13 protein-coding genes are annotated in these 16,036 nt (G+C 60.3%); 7 read left to right on the forward strand and 6 right to left on the reverse strand.

Annotation, left to right across the window (positions count from 1 at the left end; all coding sequences use genetic code 11):
• The first annotated feature begins 131 nt into the window (after window positions 1-131).
• The 3 genes from exbB to ACR6AS_RS13640 all read left to right on the forward strand — a co-directional run bounded on the left by exbB (window position 132) and on the right by ACR6AS_RS13640 (window position 2,842).
• Window positions 132-854, forward strand: a complete 723-nt coding sequence (gene exbB, locus ACR6AS_RS13630) for a tol-pal system-associated acyl-CoA thioesterase (RefSeq protein ID WP_293774552.1) — start codon at window positions 132-134, stop codon at window positions 852-854.
• Window positions 855-860: 6 nt separating this feature from the next.
• Window positions 861-1,283 (forward strand): TonB system transport protein ExbD, encoded by a 423-nt coding sequence (exbD, locus tag ACR6AS_RS13635; protein ID WP_111139877.1) that lies wholly within the window; start codon window positions 861-863, stop codon window positions 1,281-1,283.
• 236 nt (window positions 1,284-1,519) lie between these two features.
• Window positions 1,520-2,842 carry an MFS transporter gene (locus ACR6AS_RS13640; RefSeq protein WP_111139876.1) on the forward strand — a complete coding sequence of 441 codons (1,323 nt, stop codon included), beginning with the start codon at window positions 1,520-1,522 and terminating at the stop codon, window positions 2,840-2,842.
• Here the strand turns inward: ACR6AS_RS13640 and ACR6AS_RS13645 are convergent.
• From ACR6AS_RS13645 to ACR6AS_RS13665, 5 genes are read right to left on the reverse strand one after another with little or no spacing between them, the layout of a single operon-like run.
• Entirely contained in the window at window positions 2,839-3,813 is a 975-nt protein-coding gene (locus ACR6AS_RS13645; RefSeq protein WP_367395827.1) for a Csu type fimbrial protein, read from the reverse strand. The genes ACR6AS_RS13640 and ACR6AS_RS13645 overlap by 4 nt on opposite strands.
• Complete coding sequence (locus ACR6AS_RS13650) at window positions 3,810-6,254, reverse strand: fimbria/pilus outer membrane usher protein (RefSeq protein ID WP_434162524.1); 2,445 nt, start codon at window positions 6,252-6,254, stop codon at window positions 3,810-3,812. Before ACR6AS_RS13650 ends, ACR6AS_RS13645 begins: the two co-directional genes overlap by 4 nt.
• Window positions 6,255-6,261: 7 nt before the next feature.
• Window positions 6,262-6,960, reverse strand: coding sequence for a fimbrial biogenesis chaperone (locus ACR6AS_RS13655; protein ID WP_111139873.1), 699 nt, complete (start codon window positions 6,958-6,960; stop codon window positions 6,262-6,264).
• A 23-nt stretch (window positions 6,961-6,983) separates the two neighbouring features.
• Entirely contained in the window at window positions 6,984-7,499 is a 516-nt protein-coding gene (locus ACR6AS_RS13660; RefSeq protein ID WP_111139872.1) for a Csu type fimbrial protein, read from the reverse strand.
• 22 nt (window positions 7,500-7,521) lie between these two features.
• On the reverse strand, window positions 7,522-8,091 hold the full coding sequence (locus ACR6AS_RS13665; RefSeq protein WP_111139871.1) for a spore coat protein U domain-containing protein: 570 nt from the start codon (window positions 8,089-8,091) through the stop codon (window positions 7,522-7,524).
• Window positions 8,092-8,635: 544 nt separating this feature from the next.
• Between ACR6AS_RS13665 and ACR6AS_RS13670 the strand changes: the two genes are divergently transcribed.
• The 3 genes from ACR6AS_RS13670 to ACR6AS_RS13680 all read left to right on the forward strand — a co-directional run bounded on the left by ACR6AS_RS13670 (window position 8,636) and on the right by ACR6AS_RS13680 (window position 14,539).
• Window positions 8,636-10,720 carry a putative bifunctional diguanylate cyclase/phosphodiesterase gene (locus tag ACR6AS_RS13670; protein ID WP_434162528.1) on the forward strand — a complete coding sequence of 695 codons (2,085 nt, stop codon included), beginning with the start codon at window positions 8,636-8,638 and terminating at the stop codon, window positions 10,718-10,720.
• A 155-nt stretch (window positions 10,721-10,875) separates the two neighbouring features.
• The gene (locus ACR6AS_RS13675) at window positions 10,876-13,020 is read left to right on the forward strand and encodes a putative bifunctional diguanylate cyclase/phosphodiesterase (protein ID WP_434162529.1); all 2,145 of its coding nucleotides are present in this window, start codon (window positions 10,876-10,878) and stop codon (window positions 13,018-13,020) included.
• 115 nt (window positions 13,021-13,135) lie between these two features.
• Window positions 13,136-14,539 (forward strand): aminotransferase-like domain-containing protein, encoded by a 1,404-nt coding sequence (locus ACR6AS_RS13680; protein WP_293774559.1) that lies wholly within the window; start codon window positions 13,136-13,138, stop codon window positions 14,537-14,539.
• On the opposite strand, the gene ACR6AS_RS13685 is transcribed toward ACR6AS_RS13680, so the two are convergent.
• Entirely contained in the window at window positions 14,536-15,018 is a 483-nt protein-coding gene (locus ACR6AS_RS13685) for a YlaC family protein (RefSeq protein ID WP_111141810.1), read from the reverse strand. The genes ACR6AS_RS13680 and ACR6AS_RS13685 overlap by 4 nt on opposite strands.
• Window positions 15,019-15,349: 331 nt before the next feature.
• Here ACR6AS_RS13685 and ACR6AS_RS13690 point away from each other — a divergent pair, with 331 nt between their 5' ends.
• Window positions 15,350-15,961, forward strand: coding sequence for a cupin domain-containing protein (locus ACR6AS_RS13690; protein ID WP_111141812.1), 612 nt, complete (start codon window positions 15,350-15,352; stop codon window positions 15,959-15,961).
• Window positions 15,962-16,036: the final 75 nt, after the last annotated feature.

The following is a 16,036-nucleotide window of genomic DNA, read 5'->3' on the forward strand; positions in this document are numbered from 1 at the left end:
CCGCCGGCCGACTGCTGTTTGTAAATACTAATGAGAACTACTATCAATTCGGCACCAGTTTGCTATTATTTGCGCTTGTTTTGCATCCCTGAATCAGAAGTTGGAGAAGCAGCGTGGTAGCCAGTGAGTTGATGCAAACGGACCTCTCCGTTTGGGGCATGTATCAACATGCCGATATCGTGGTAAAGGTGGTTATGATTGGCCTGTTGCTGGCCTCTGTCGTAACCTGGGCGATCTTCTTCGGCAAATATGCCGAACTCAGCGCGGCGAAGCGTCGCCTGAAGCGCGAGCAGCAGGCGCTGGGCGAAGCCCGCACTCTCAATGACGCCGCCCGCATCGCCCGGTCGTTTACCGGTCACAGCCACAGCGCGGTGCTGCTGAACGATGCGCAGAACGAACTTGCGCTGTCGGCGGGTGTGGAAGACACCAACGGCATCAAAGACCGCACCAGCTTCCGCCTGGAGCGCCGCGTCGCAGCCTTCAGCCGCCACGCCGGACGCGGCAACGGTTTCCTGGCCACCATCGGTTCGGTGGCGCCGTTCGTAGGGCTGTTCGGCACCGTCTGGGGCATCATGAACAGTTTTATCGGCATCGCAAAAACCCAGACCACCAACCTTGCCGTGGTCGCGCCAGGCATCGCCGAAGCGCTGCTGGCGACCGCGGTCGGCCTGGTGGCGGCTATTCCGGCGGTGGTGATCTACAACGTGTTTGCCCGCATGATCGCTAACTATAAAGCCTCGCTGGGCGATGTGGCCGCTCAGGTCATGCTGCTGCAAAGCCGTGATATCGACCTCGGCACCGTTGCCCCGGATGTTCCGCGTCCCGCCACCGCTCAGAAACTGCGGTTAGGGTAAGCACCGATGGCAATGCGATTAAACGACGACCTGGAGACACAGGGTGAAATGCACGAGATCAACGTGACGCCGTTTATCGACGTTATGCTGGTCCTGCTGATCATCTTTATGGTGGCCGCGCCTCTGGCGACGGTCGACGTGCGGGTCAATCTGCCCGCATCAACCAGCGCGCCGCAGCCACGACCGGAAAAGCCGGTCTACCTGTCGATCAAGGCGGATAAGCAGCTTTATGTCGGCAACGACCACGTGACGCCCGATTCGCTGGTGAACGTACTGACCAGCCAGACCCAGGGTAATAAAGAGACCACCATCTTTTTCCAGGCAGATAAGTCGGTGGACTATGAAACGCTGATGAGCGTGATGGATAAGCTGCGCACTGCGGGCTACCTGAAAATCGGTCTGATGGGTATGGAAACCGTGAAGAAATAGCGGGTTATCCGTCCGCTGAACAGGGCGACGGCTTCCGTCGCCTTTTTTTATGGCTGCGCGCCAGCCACACAAAATCAGGCCAACCGGCGATCGCACCGATCGGTTATGCTGGCTGAGCTGAATTGTTAATTTGTTGTTACCTATGTACATAGTTTTGTAAAGTGCAATGGTGAGCCTGGTCACATTAATCCTGACGCAGGCAGGCTAAAACGGCTAAAAAACAACAGGAAGCCGTTATGAGTCACACCCCGTCTTTACAAAAACCACCCAAAAGTGCCGCCCGAACGATCTTTAACGTCACCAGTGGTAACTTCCTGGAGATGTACGATTTCATGGTCTTTGGCTACTACGCGACCGCGATAGCCAAAACCTTCTTCCCTGGCGATGATCCCTTTGCCTCCCTGATGCTGACCCTGATGACCTTTGGCGCGGGCTTCCTGATGCGCCCGCTGGGGGCGATCGTTCTGGGTGCCTACATCGACCATCATGGCCGTCGCAAAGGATTGCTGCTGACGCTGAGCCTGATGGCAATCGGCACGCTGACCATCGCGCTGGTGCCAGGCTACGCGACCCTGGGCGCGGCGGCACCGATCCTGATTCTGCTGGGGCGACTGCTGCAGGGCTTCTCGGCGGGTGTTGAGCTGGGCGGCGTGTCGGTCTATCTGGCGGAAGTGGCCCCCAAAGGGCGTAAAGGCTTTTTCGTCAGCTGGCAGTCGGGCAGTCAGCAGATTGCGGTGATCTTCGCTGCGCTGCTGGGGCTGATGCTGAACCACCTGCTGGCGAAAGAGGCAGTCACGGAGTGGGGCTGGCGCATCCCGTTTGTGGTCGGCTGTCTGATTGTGCCGTTCCTGTTCTATATCCGCCGGATGCTGGAGGAGACCGAAGCATTCAGCAAACGCAAACACCACCCGAGCATGACGGAAATCATGCGGTCGGTGGCGAGCAACTGGGCGCTGGTGCTGGCGGGGATGCTGATGGTGGTCACCACCACGGTGATGTTCTACATGATCACTGCGTTTACCCCTACCTTTGGCAAAACTGTGCTGATGATGAGCGACAGGCAGGCGTTTATGGTGACGCTCTGCGTCGGCCTCTCAAACCTTTTCTGGCTGCCGCTGATGGGGGCGCTGTCCGATCGCGTCGGACGCCGCCCGCTGCTGATCGTCTTTACGCTGCTGATGATTGTCACCACCTGGCCGGTGCTGCACTGGATGGTGGGCTCGGCCAGTTTCGCCCATCTGCTGGAAGCGGAGCTGTGGCTGTCGTTCCTCTACGCCAGCTATAATGGCGCGATGGTGGTCTATCTGGCGGAAATTATGCCTGCCGAGGTGCGTGCTGCCGGTTTCTCAATGGCTTACAGCCTGGCAACGGCGCTGTTTGGCGGCTTCACCCCGGCCATCTCCAGCTATCTGATCCACGCCACCGGTGATAAGGCGATGCCGGGCGTCTGGCTGACCTTTGCGGCCGTCTGCGGGCTGATCGGCACGCTGCTGATTGGCCGGATGGTGAAGCAGTATCAGCTGCGTCACCGCACCGCACCGGTCAGCGCCTCGCTCTAAAACGACAAATCGACCACCACGCTGTCGCTGTAGTTTCCGGCTGGCGGCGTGCTCTGCGAAGTCAGGATGCGCGCGGTGTAGTTATAGCCGCGCGTCAGTCCATCCGCTGACACCGCCGAGGAGATCGTACTGCTCCAGCGTTCCGTTCCTGCCGACCCCCAGCGATTGCTGCTGGATCCTTTATAGATCTCATAGCTCAGACGATTAGCCCCGCTGGCCATATTTCGCACGCTGCCCACCGGATAACTGCCATTGCTCAGTCCGACCGTATAGGTGCTGCCTTTGCTGCACAGGACATTAATGGTCTGCGTAACGGCGGAGAAACTGCCGACCAGCGGCGCACTGCCAAAGCTGATATTGGGCGAGGTAATCGTCGTACAGTCATTGGTGAGGATGGCGGTGAGGTTGATCGGGATGACGCCGCTGCCGTTCTGTTCGCTTAAGCAGAGTCCCCCTATCGCGATGCTGGTGCAGATGCGGTACGTCACCGCCATATTCAGCGTCACCTGATATGTCCCGGCGGCCACCACCTGGCCGGGCACCGTTCGCAGATAGACCGGAATGGCAAAATTCAGGCTGCCCAGCAACCCCGCCAGGTTGATCAGGGTCTGGGATCCATAGACGAACGGCGTGCCGCCAATCGTCAGTTCGCTGGCGCAGGCTGAGTCGGTACAGAGCCGGACCGGCACATTGTCGCTGCCGGTGTCACCGCTGCGCTTTAATATCCCGCGCGTGCCGTTACTGTTGGTCGCGCCCGTCAGCTGAAAGGTGATCTGGTTATTGCCCAGCAGCGACACTGCGGACCCTGACCCGCAGTTGACGTTGGCATTGGTGGTCACTGAACTGATGGTGGTGTTCGCCACAAAGGTAGAGACCGATCCGAAGCTGGCGCTGGAGGCGGGCAGGGAACAGGCGGCGTAGCCCAGCGAGGGCAGCAGCAGCAGGCCAGCCAGTAGCAGAGATCTCATCATGGTTGCGCTCCGTAGAGAGGATCAGCGGAAGTGGCGCTGCCTGTCGCCGGGGGCGGCAGCGCACAGGTCAGGGGACCGTAGGTTTTCAGCGCCTGCGGCTGACCGCTGGCGATGCGCAGTTCGGTTTCACAGCGGCGACCGTCGGGCGTAAGCACCGCAATCGGGTTACTGGCGGTGAGATTTTCCATCCAGACGAGTCCATCCCAGCCGACATATTCGGTGGGACGGCCGGGACGCAGCACCTGGCTGGAGACTGGCAGCGGCTGCCTCCGGCTGTCGAGCAGGATCACACTGGCCGAGCGCAGCTTCTCTACCGGGAAATCGAGCAGGTAGCCGCTCTGGCGTTTCACCGCGAAGCGCTGCTCCACCCGAGGGGTCGTCATATCGGCGGGCAGATCGAGCGTGTCAATATCATAGCGGGCCGGGTAGTAGCTGCTGATGGCGGGCACCAGCAGGTAGCCCTGCTGACTGGTGCGGCCCATCGGCTGATTTTCGTAGCGGACGGTCACGTCGGGGTAGCGGGTTTTCACCAGCACAAAGGCGTCATTGATCGCATTAGCGGCAAAGAGATGATTGTCCATCAGCACCAGCGCGCCGGAGAGATCGGCCCACTGCGTCAGGTTTTCATTGTCGCCGTAGAAGCCCGCCGAAGTGTCGATCTGATTGTTGCGATAGCGCAGGCTGCCCTGACGATAGTCACCGCTGTTACCGCTCTGATTCGCCCAGCCCGCATCCCAGGCAATGCCGCCGTCGCTGGGCATGGCGCGGGAAGCATAGAGGCGCTGGCTGTCGCGGCCGCGCTGATCGCGTTCGGTGCTGATCGCGGCGCTGCCCTGTTCGCCAAACGGGATCACCAGCGAAATAGCGCCGGTCCAGCTCTTCTCCTGCTGATCGCGGCTGGCGGAGACATAGAGGCTGCTGTTGCCCCAGAGGTTTTTGCTCCAGGAGAGGTTCCACAGCCGGGTGCGATCGCCCTGGCCGTCCGTGATATCGATAAAGGCGGCCCCCACGCTGCCAAAGCGGTTCAGTGAGACGCTGGCACTGTACTGCGCGCTGCGGCGCGACAGCGCGTAGCGGCGGCTGTCCGGCAGGCCTCCGGCACGACTGCCGACCAGTGCCAGGTTGCCGAACGTGCTGCTGCGCTGGATCTGCTGCGTGCCGAGGTTGAACCAGCGATTGTTGTACTGGTATCCCCAGCTATATTGTCTGCCGTTGTCGCCCTCAAGCTGGCTCTGGGCTACCGCACCGTTGACCACGCCCCAGCTGCCAACGCGCAGCTGCCCGCCGACGCCCCCCATCGCCAGGCTTTTGCTGCCTTCGGCGTGGCTCTCCAGCGTCAGCCAGTCGGTCATGCCGTATCGCCAGGATCCGCTGGCGGCGGCAGCACCATAATCGAAGTTGCGGATACCGTAGTTTTGGCGGATCGCGCCTGCAGAGAGCGCGTAGTCAGACAGTCCCGGCTTCAGCAGATTACTGGAGACATAAAACGGCATGGTGGTGGTGACGCGACGTCCCACCGCGTCGGTGGTAGTGATCACGGCGTCACCCGCGCCGTTAACAAAGGGCACATTGGTCATCGACCAGGGACCTGGCTGCACATTTGCCTGGCTGGATCGATAGCCGTTAATAAAAAGATCGACGGTAGAGGGCACGGCGGCCTGGCCGGAGAAGGCGGGCAGCGGATAGGTCACCAGATCGGGGCGGACACTGAAGTCGCGGCCCACCTGCAGGCCGCCGAGCCGCACGCTGCTGCTCCACGCCAGCGAGTCGGTGACCAGGTCGCCGACCCGCCAGCTCATCGCCGTGTTCTCATCGTCGCGACTCCACCAGCTGTCATAACGGATATAGCCATCGTCCTGATAGGTGGTCTGGCCTTCGAGCTGCTGCAGCCAGACGCCATTGCTGGAGATGTGTCCGGCCTCCCCGAACAGGCGCAGCTCATTCCAGAGCGAGAGGCGGGTGCCGCTGTTGTCGGTGCGGCTGGCGTAGAGATCGTAGTTAATCAGTGCGCCGCGGCTGGTGCGTCCAGGATAGCGTGGCCCGTTTTTCGCCTCGCCGATCACCTGACCCGGCAGCCACGCGGGCGGCACGGTGAGCAGCAGCCGCTGCCGTGCCGCGTCATACTCCACCTTTACCGCCTGCAGGCTGCTGACATCGACCAGCGCCTCAGCGCCCAGCTTCTCCGCTGGCAAACCGGCACGCTGCAGATCGCCACTGCGCAGCCGGAAATGTCCGTCGCGCTGCTCGACCGGCACGATGTTGCCGTTGGCCTGCTGGTTAACCACCAGCTCCAGCATATATTGCTGCGCGTCGCCCTGGCTCTGCAGGCTGGGCGGCGGCGGCAGGGCGGAGTAAGTCTCCGCCCGCAGCGCGTCGGGTGCGGCGGTGCAGAGGAGGCTGGCGACCGCCAGCGCACAGGGATGCAGGGAGAAAGATCGCATTCAGCGCTTACTTCTGAGCCGCGCTACGCCACTGCTTTTTATTCACTTCTGCGCTGAGTTCACCACTGACCGGTGAGCTGAGGGGCCAGCGGTGATTGCTCTCCGCCAGCACGTAACCATAAAGGCCTTCTCCCAGTCGGCGACCGCCAATCGTCACATTGCTCAGCCGGGCATGGCCGTTGCCGCTGTTCGTCAGCTGAAGCCAGCGCCTGCCGCCCTCGCTGACCTGCTGCCAGCGCAGCGCCGGGCGCACGCTGTCGGCGGTGACGCCCTGACCATACACAAACAGCGGCACCGAGTAGCGCATCTGGAAAGTCAGCCCGGCCTGGTTTTCACCGGGATTGCGCGGCGTCGGGATCTCATCCAGTACCACCCGATAGGCCCGCTCTTTACCGGCCGCAGGCGCGGTCTGTTTGATCAGCCTCACCAGCTGTTTCTGACCCGGCTCCATCCGCACCATCGGTGGACTGGCGACCACCTCCTGCTGGGTCTGATACTGCTCCTGGCCATTAATCTGCTGCCAGCTGAAGACCCGGACCTGCATCATGGTGGTGCTGTTTCCGCGATTCTCCAGCCAGAGTTCGCTGGCTTTCTCCTCGGGATTGATGGCGGGGTCGATGGGCCAGATCATCACCGAGTTAGCGGCAAAGGCCGGTGAGAGCAGGCCGGAACTCAGCAGTAACAGCAGGGCGCGCAGTGGCTTCATGTGCATATCCTTATTTTATTGCCTCACCAGCTCAGGGTGACGGTCAGCGTGTCGGTATAGACGCCCGCGCGTGCAGTGCCGGGAAGTTTCAGCTGGCCGTAGATCGGCAGCGTAATGTTGCTGGCATTGCTGTAGCTCAGTGGCACCGACTGATTAACCGGGATCACCGAGGTGCGGCTGGCGTCACTAAAGAGCGTATAGGGAACGGTACTGCTGAAACCGGGCAGCTTCAGGTTGCGGGTGGTGGTGAAATTACTGCCCTGATTGATGCTCATGTTCAGCGTGGTGCCCGGCGTACAGGCCAGGTTAATGGAGGTGCTCTGCACAAAGCTGGCGTTGACGGTATTGGCTGACACGCCAGATTGCGAACCGAAATCAAGCGCACCGAAAACGCCGGTGTTGGTGCCGGAGATCACGCAGCCTGCCACAATCGACGCGGTGACCTGGAAGGTGCTGGTCGGCAGACCCCAGGCGCGGAGGCTGCCTGTCAGCAGCGTCAGGCCACACGCGATCGTCAGGCAGGCTCGCCAGAGAACCACCTTTTCTGTCCTGCAGCAGCAGTTAATAGTTCACGGCGACGTTGATCGTATCGGTGTAAGTACCGGCAGGGATCAGCGGATTAAAACCACCGCCCACCACCCGGCCGTAGATGGCGTAGTTGGTGCCCAGCGTCGGATCGGAGGTGCCGCTGGCCGCGATCGGCGTATTGTTCGCGATTGCGGTCGTAAAAGAGGCGTCACTGTAGAGGGTATAGGCGATGCCCTGCGCATTGTTCGATCCCAGCAGCAGATAGCGGGGGGAGGCAGAGGCAGTACCGTAAATCGTGGCGGGTGCCGCATTGCTGCTGGTCACCACTACGTTGTAGTCCTGACCGGTAGTGCAGCGCACAAAAATACCGTTACCCGCCGCGCCGACAAGGGTGGCATTCAGGGTATCAAAGGTGGCTGCGCTGCTGCCGAAGTTCAGGGTACCGAAGTTAACACCGGCTGTAGCGGACTGGCCATTGACCAGGCACCCGGTGGTCAGTGTCAGGGTGGCGTTGATCGTTCCCGAGGTCGTCGCCGCCTGGGTTAATGCGGGAAGGGCGACAGTAAACCCTGCAGCGGCAATAAGAAAAAGCTTGAGTTTCATAATATTTCCTTACGGATTATCGAGAGTCAGTGCTTTTTCACCCGGTGTTAATTAATAATTCAACCCAAAAAAAGGAAATAAAAACAGCAGAGCGGTCGGCGCCGCAGTCATAAGAAAAATCTTAGGCTTAAGAGTGATGATTTATATCAGTTTTACTTACTATAGATCAGTTAAAGCGTTCCGCGAAGCACGGGCTTTTATTTTTCCCTAATCTAATGCGCGTCCTGGCCGATAACCCAGTAACAGCAAGGCGTAAAGCGAGACGGCAAAACGAAATTGCCCGCTATTTTTGGCCGCTGGCACGCTTTCTGCTTCGGTGATATGTTCCTGTACCAATCAGACAAAATAACGTTTTACCGGCTGGCACCGCTGGCGGGTAATAAGATGCAGCATAGAGAAAACCTGCGTCTGCGGGCACGTTTGGCCGGAACTTAAGAACCAAAAATACCGGCATTTATCTGCTTTCACCCGTTGGGTGCTTTTTTAATGACTTTTAAAGACTGTACACAGCACCCGTTTTTCCACGGGTGGTGAGGAGTTATCTATGTTGCCTGTCACCTGGGATAGCGTTCTGATCTGCGTTTCGCTGCTCGTGGCCTTTATTGCCTCTTTTACTGCGCTGGATACCGCCGGACGCGTAGCGGTTTCCCGTGGCTGGCGCGCCCGGTTCTGGCTGCTGGTGGGCGGAACCACTATGGGCATCGGCGTCTGGGCGATGCATTTTATCGGTATGCTGGCGATGATGATGCCTATGACGATGCGCTACGACATCCGGCTGACGATCCTCTCGCTGCTGGTGGCGATCCTGACGTCGATGCTGGCCTTTGGTCAGACGGTGGGCGGGCTGCATCTTACCCGACAGCGACTGCTGCGCGGCAGCCTGATCCTGGGCTCCGGGGTAGTGGTGATGCACTATCTCGGCATGTGTGCGCTGCTGGTTGAACCGCGACCCGAATGGAATGGGCTGCTGGTGGCGCTTTCGGTGCTGATTGCATTTGTCGCCTCCGGCGTGGCGCTCTGGCTGGCGTTTCATCTGCGCAAGGGCGATCACCATCTGCTGCTGATGCGGGGGCTGGCCTCGCTGGTGATGGGGATCGCGATTGCCGGTATGCACTATGTGGGCATGGCGGCGGCGACATTCAGTGACGACAGTACGATGCAGGCGCACGGTCTCAGTAATCCGGGGCTGGCGGTGTGGGTGACGCTGATTACGCTCTCGATTCTGGGGATCACGCTGCTCTGCTCGATGCTGGATGCGCAGATGCGCGCCGCCCGGCTGGCGACGCGACTCAGGCAGGCGAACAAGGAGCTGCGGCAGCTGGCGCTGCATGACAACCTGACCGCGCTGCCCAATCGGGTCATGCTGGAGCAGCAGCTCGATCAGGCGATCAAAAAAGCGATGCTTAACGGGCATCGCATTGCCGTGATCTATATGGATCTTGACGGCTTCAAGGCCGTGAATGACACCTGGGGTCATCACGTCGGCGATCGGCTGCTGATGGCGGTTGCGGAACGGCTGCGCAGCCAGCTCAGCGAGACGATGCTGCTGGCGCGTCTGGGCGGTGATGAATTTGTGCTGATGGTTAAGGGATGCGATTTCAGCGTGGCCTGCCAGCTGGCGCAAAGACTGGTAAACGTGATCGGCGCGCCGTTTGAATTTGACCGCTATGTCCTGCACGTTTCGCTCAGCGCGGGCATTGCGATCTTTCCCCTGCACGGCCGCAATCGTCAGGAGCTGATGTTTAACGCCGACGCGGCGATGTACCACACTAAACACAGCGGGCGCAACGGCTGGTGCCTGTTTGAGCTGGCTATGAGCGCCGCAACGCAGCATCAGCTGGAGCTGACCAACGACCTCTGGGAGGCGCTGGATCGCCAGCAGATGCGCCTGTTCTATCAGCCGAAATTTCGTTCCGGCGGCACACGCCTGATGGGATTTGAGGCCCTGCTGCGCTGGCAGCATCCGCAGCGCGGCCTGCTGACGCCTGAGATGTTTCTGCCGCGTGCCGAAAAAACCGGGCAGATTGTGGCGCTCGGCAACTGGGTGATCGAGGAAGCCTGTCGTCAGCTCAGCATCTGGCACAACCAGGGCCACAGTGAATGGACTGTCTCGGTCAACCTCTCCGCGCTGCAGTTCCATCAGCGCGATCTGCTGTTTATCCTGACCCAGACGCTGACCCGTTATCAGTTACCGGGCTGCGCGCTGATGCTGGAGGTCACCGAAGCGATCGCGATGCGCGATCCCGCGTTCAGCCAGCAGCGTATCCGCGAACTGCAGCAGGCGGGCGTCAGCATCGCGATCGACAATTTCGGCATCGGCTATGCCAATCTGCTGCATCTGAAAGATCTGGATGCCAGCGAACTTAAGATCGATCGCAGCTTTATTAACTGCCTGCGGCCCGGCAGTGAAGATGCGACGGTGGTCAGCGCCATGCTGACGCTGGCGCAGAGTCTCAACCTGCGGATGGTGGCGGAAGGTGTCGAGACGGAAGAGCAGCAGCATCTGCTTACCAGCCTGGGCTTTGATGCGCTGCAGGGCTATCTGCTGGGCAAGCCGACGCCAGCAGACCGGGTGGAAGTGTTTGGCCTCATGGCCCGGCAACCCCCGATGGCGTCGGCGTCAGGCTGACGATAATGGACGATAACGATAGGTTTCGGCACTTACAATGAGTGGAAACCTGCGGCGTTAACGGCTCATCAGCCGTCACGCCGCGCCGATAATAACGAAAACAGTCACAAAAACCTCTGTTCAACGCCAGACGCGGCTTTACCCGGGAATGCACAATGTTAGCAACCTCATACGACTCTTTTATCGTCATCGTCTCGATTCTTGTCGCGATGCTGGCCTCGTTTACCGCCTTAGATATGGCCGGCCGGGTGGTGCATTCGACCGGCAAAGTGGCCCTGGTCTGGCTGTTTGGCGGCGGTTTTTCCATGGGCATTGGCATCTGGGCGATGCACTTTATCGGCATGCTGTCGATGAACATGGATATGGTCATGAGCTACGACGCCGCACTCACGGCGTTATCGGCCGCTATCGCCGTGTGTGCCTCTATCTTTGCGCTGTGGCTGGTCTGCCATGGCGAACTGCCTCTGCGACGGCTGGCGGGGGGAGCTCTCATCCTCGGCAGCGGCGTGGTGGCGATGCACTACACCGGCATGGCGGCCCTGATGTTCTCTCCTGGCATCGTCTGGAAATGGGGCTGGGTGGCGCTGTCGGTGGTGATCGCGCTGGCCGCTTCCGGCGCGGCGCTGTGGCTGGCGTTTAACCTGCGTGAAGGGAGAACCGGCCGGATCACCATGCTGCGCATCGGCGCCTCGATCGTGATGGGATGCGCGATTGCGGGGATGCACTACACGGGCATGGTGGCGGCAGAGTTTCCCGCTCACAGTCATTCCGTCGGACAGGGGGTCAACAGTGACTGGCTGGCGATTCTGGTCACGGTGGTCACGCTCTCCATCCTGGGCATCACGCTGCTGGTGTCGATGCTGGATGCGCGGCTCCAGGCGCGCACCTCGCTTCTCGCCAGTTCGCTGGCGGAGGCCAACCGCGAGCTGGCGCAACTGGCGCTGCACGATAACCTCACGCGGCTGCCAAACCGCATTCTGCTGGAAGATCGGCTGGAGCAGGCGATCAACAAAGCGAATCGCGAACAGACGCAGTTTGCGCTGATGTTTATGGATCTCGACGGCTTCAAGGCGGTGAACGATGCCTTCGGCCACCATATTGGCGACAGCCTGCTGGTAGGCGTAACCGAGCGGATGAGTCAGCAGATGACCGGCTACTACACGCTGGCGCGGCTGGGCGGCGATGAGTTTGTGCTGCTGGCAGAAATCGAGGATCCCAACGATGCGGCGACCATCGCCGACAAGCTGGTAAAAGCGGTGGACTGCCCGTTCGATATCTCCCGCTACGAGCTGGTGGTGTCGCTGAGTATCGGCATCGCGGTCTACCCCGGCGATGGAGTGGATGAGCGTGAGCTGATGTTTAACGCCGATGCGGCGATGTATCACACCAAAAACAACGGCCGCAACGGCTACACCTTCTTCCAGCCCTCCATGAACATCCAGGCGCAGAGCCAGCTTCAGCTCAACAACGATCTCTGGCAGGCGCTGGACAATCAGGAGCTGCGGCTCTTCTATCAGCCTAAATATTGCGCCCCGCGTGGCCCGATCCTCGGTTTTGAGGCGCTGCTGCGCTGGCAGCATCCGCATCACGGCCTGCTGTCGCCCGATAAATTCCTGCCGATGGCGGAAAAGACCGGCATGATTGTCAGCATCGGTAACTGGGTGATCCACGAAGCGTGCCGGCAGCTGCGTCAGTGGCATCTGCAGGGCCATCCGGACTGGTCGATCGCGGTAAACCTGTCGCCGTTACAGTTTGAACAGGCGAATCTGGTTGAAATCGTGACAGAGGCGCTGAAAAAGCATCAGATCCCGGCTGAGCAACTGACGCTGGAGGTGACCGAAACCACCGCGATGCGCGATCCGGATGCGAGCGTGCGCATCCTCACCGAGCTGACCCGGCTGGGTGTCAAAGCCTCGATCGATGACTTTGGCACCGGCTACTCCAGCCTGCTCTATCTGAAGCGACTGCCGGCCAGTGAACTCAAGATCGACCGGGCGTTTGTCAGCGAACTGCAGCATCAGAAAGAGGATGCCACTATCGTCTCGGCGATTGTGGCCCTGGCGCAGTCGCTGCAACTGAAGGTGGTGGCCGAGGGAGTAGAAACCGCCGAACAGCAGGCTTTCCTGACCCGCCTGGGCTGCAATATGTTGCAGGGCTATCTGCTGGGCAGGCCGGTTCCGCCTGAGCGGGTGCCGGAAATGGCGAACTTTGTGGCGGAAGAGATTGAAGAGGCGGTCGCCAGCGTAAGCCACTCTGCAGACGCCGACGAGCCGCTGATGCCGCAGGTCGCCTCCCTCTGACGCGCCGCTGGCCGGGCAGAGAAGCTTCTCTATCCGGCCGATAAGCGACGCGTAGCGCCTGTCATTGATCGCTGTGCGTGGTAAAGTCTCGCGGTTAAACAAGGAGAGGTCACCCGTGGCGAAATACCAGCGATTGATGGATGAGATTCAGCAACAGATAGAGGCCGGTATCTGGCTGCCGGGCACCCGTTTGCCGTCGCTGCGTCAGCAGGTGGCGCAGCAGGGCGTCAGCCTGATGACGGTGCTTCATGCCTATGAGTTGCTGGAGAGTCAGGGCTGGATCGTCTCGCGTCCCCAGTCGGGCTATTACGTGGCGCCGCGTGCCCTGGCCCCCGCGCCGATGAGCGTGGCGATCAGCGAACAGGTCGATATCAACGACTTCGTGTTCGATGTGCTTCAGGCGACACGCGATCCCGCCATCGTCCCGTTTGGCTCCGCCTTTCCCGATCCCGCGCTCTTTCCGCAGCGCCAGCTGATGCGCTCGCTGGCGAACGTCTCACACCATCTGACCCCCACCGATGCGCTGCACAACCTGCCACCCGGCAACGCCACGCTGCGGCAGCTGCTGGCACAGCGTTATGCGCGGCAGGGCATCACTCTGTCGCCGGATGAGATTGTGATCACCAGCGGGGCGCTGGAGGCGCTGAACCTCAGCCTGCAATCCCTGACGGAGCCGGGCGACTATGTGGTGATTGAACAGCCGGGCTTTTATGGGGCGCTGCAGGCGATCGAGCGGCTCAGGCTCAAGGCGCTGGCGATCCCGGTGGACGCCAGAGAGGGCATCGATCTGGTGCAGCTGGAGGAGGCCCTGCAGCGCTGGCCGGTAAAAGCCTGCTGGCTGATGACCACGCTGCAGAACCCGCTCAGCGTCACCCTGACCCCGGAGCGTAAGCAGCAGCTGGTGGCGCTGCTGGCGCGGTATCAGGTGCCGATGATCGAAGACGATGTGTATGCCGAACTCTGGGCCGGAGATGTGCCGCCGCTGCCAGCCAAAGCCTGGGATCGTCAGGGAAACGTGCTGCACTGCGGGTCGTTCTCGAAATCGCTGGTGGCGGGATTCCGCGTCGGCTGGGTCGCCGCAGGCCAGCATGCGCAGCGGATCCAGCGCCTGCAGCTGATGAGTACGCTCTCAACCAGCGCGCCGATGCAGCTGGCGCTGGCCGATTTTCTCGCCACGCGGCGTTACGACACCCACCTGAAACGGCTGCGGCAGATTCTGGTGAAGCGACAGCAGATGGTGCGTCAGGCGTTGCTGAAGGTGCTGCCGCTGCAGGCGACGGTCAGTGAAGCCCGCGGGGGGTACTTTCTCTGGGTGACCCTGCCTGAACGTATTGATACCACCCGGCTCTATCAGCAGGCGCTGGCGCTGGGGATCAGTATTGCACCGGGACAGCTATTTTCGGCAGGCGAGCAGTTCCGTCACTGCTTCAGGCTGAACACCGCCTGGCCGTGGGATAGTCGGGCCGAGGCGGCAATCGAAACGCTGGGGCAGTTGATGGCGGAAGGGCTGGCGGATTAAACGTTCGCCGCCTGCTGGTGGCCCCAGGTCAGGTAGTAGACATCGTAGAAATCCACTTCCCCTTTTTGCGTCAGCAGACGCTGGATGCCGCTCTTCACCCGCTCCGGCGTATCGGGCAGGGAAAGGATGCGTGAGATGGCCTGCTCACGCACCGGCTGAACGTAATACCATTCGCCGTTGTAACAGACACGCAGGTCGAGCGCATCGATATCTTCAAAGCGATACTTCGGGTTGATATCAAGCAGCATCAGCAGGCTCATCACCAGCACAAACACGGTAGCAAACCAGAAGGCAGGCCAGCCCAGCATCTCGGTGGTGAAAATCAGCGCCACGCAGAGGCCGTAGCAGAGGTACATCACGGCCCAGAGACCCGGATGGTTTTTCAGAAACGAGAGGCTGAAGCGCGGCAGGTTGTCGCGACGTTCTTCACGGTTAAGCGTGGCGATCTCGTCGATCAGGATTTGTTTAATAGCGTCCATTAGTTACCTCACTGTCATCTGTTAGCTATTACAACAGATAACAGTCAAGCACATCAGAAACAGATCTGCGCATTTTTTATATAACAGTTAAGCAACCGGCTGCCGGAACGTGCGCGGCCCGAAACGGGTTCTGCGGCGGGCTGACAATTTGCAACACTTTAGCGCAGCAAGAACCGCTCTCCGCCGTCATCCCGGCACAGTCTGGCCCTACAGATCGCGACACATTTGGCTTTAGTCAGCAATATCAGTTAATTATCACAATTCTGCTGGCTGGCGCACATTGCATTGTGGCCGGGGTTTGCCACACTTAGAAAAAAGCCGGAGAACCTGTATGCGAGCCCCATCCTCCAGTCTGTTATTAATGATGTCTTTTGCCGCAGGCACCTTCTCGGCCGGGGCCTCTGACAATCCGCAGCACCTGATGCTTGCCAGCCCCTCGGGTGGCGTGCCCAACAATCCGTTACCACTGATCATCTGGCCGCGCGTGGTGCCGGAAGATGAAGAGATTGCGCTCTGGTTTGAGAAAACCTTTGAAGAGAACGGCTGGCCGCCAGCCTGGCGCTACCCGATCTACCCTTACACCCACTACCATCCCAACACCCACGAACTGCTGGGCGTCGCGGAAGGCTGGGCGGAAGTGCTGTTCGGCGGCGATTCCGGCCGGATGGTCACATTGCGCGCCGGAGATGCGGTACTGATCCCGGCGGGTGTCGGCCACCGGCAGGTCAGCGCCAGCGACGACTTTATGGTGGTGGGCGCCTATCCCCGTGGCATGTCACCCGAGACGTTACGCGATGAGCCTGCGATGCTGCAGCGATCGCAGGAGCAGGTAAAAAACGTGCCTCTGCCCACGCAGGATCCCTTTACCGGTAAAGAGGGCGCGTTAACGGAGATCTGGCAGCCCATTGCGGCAATGCATTTGCAGCAACAGACCGACTTTTAGACGCCTGTCAGCCCTGGCAAATAAAAGCGCGCGAGCCGTCCCGCGCTTTTTTCTGGCTGCCGGAGCCTGCTGTCA

The organism is Pantoea phosphatilytica (genome assembly GCF_051025615.1).
Taxonomy (GTDB): domain Bacteria; phylum Pseudomonadota; class Gammaproteobacteria; order Enterobacterales; family Enterobacteriaceae; genus Pantoea.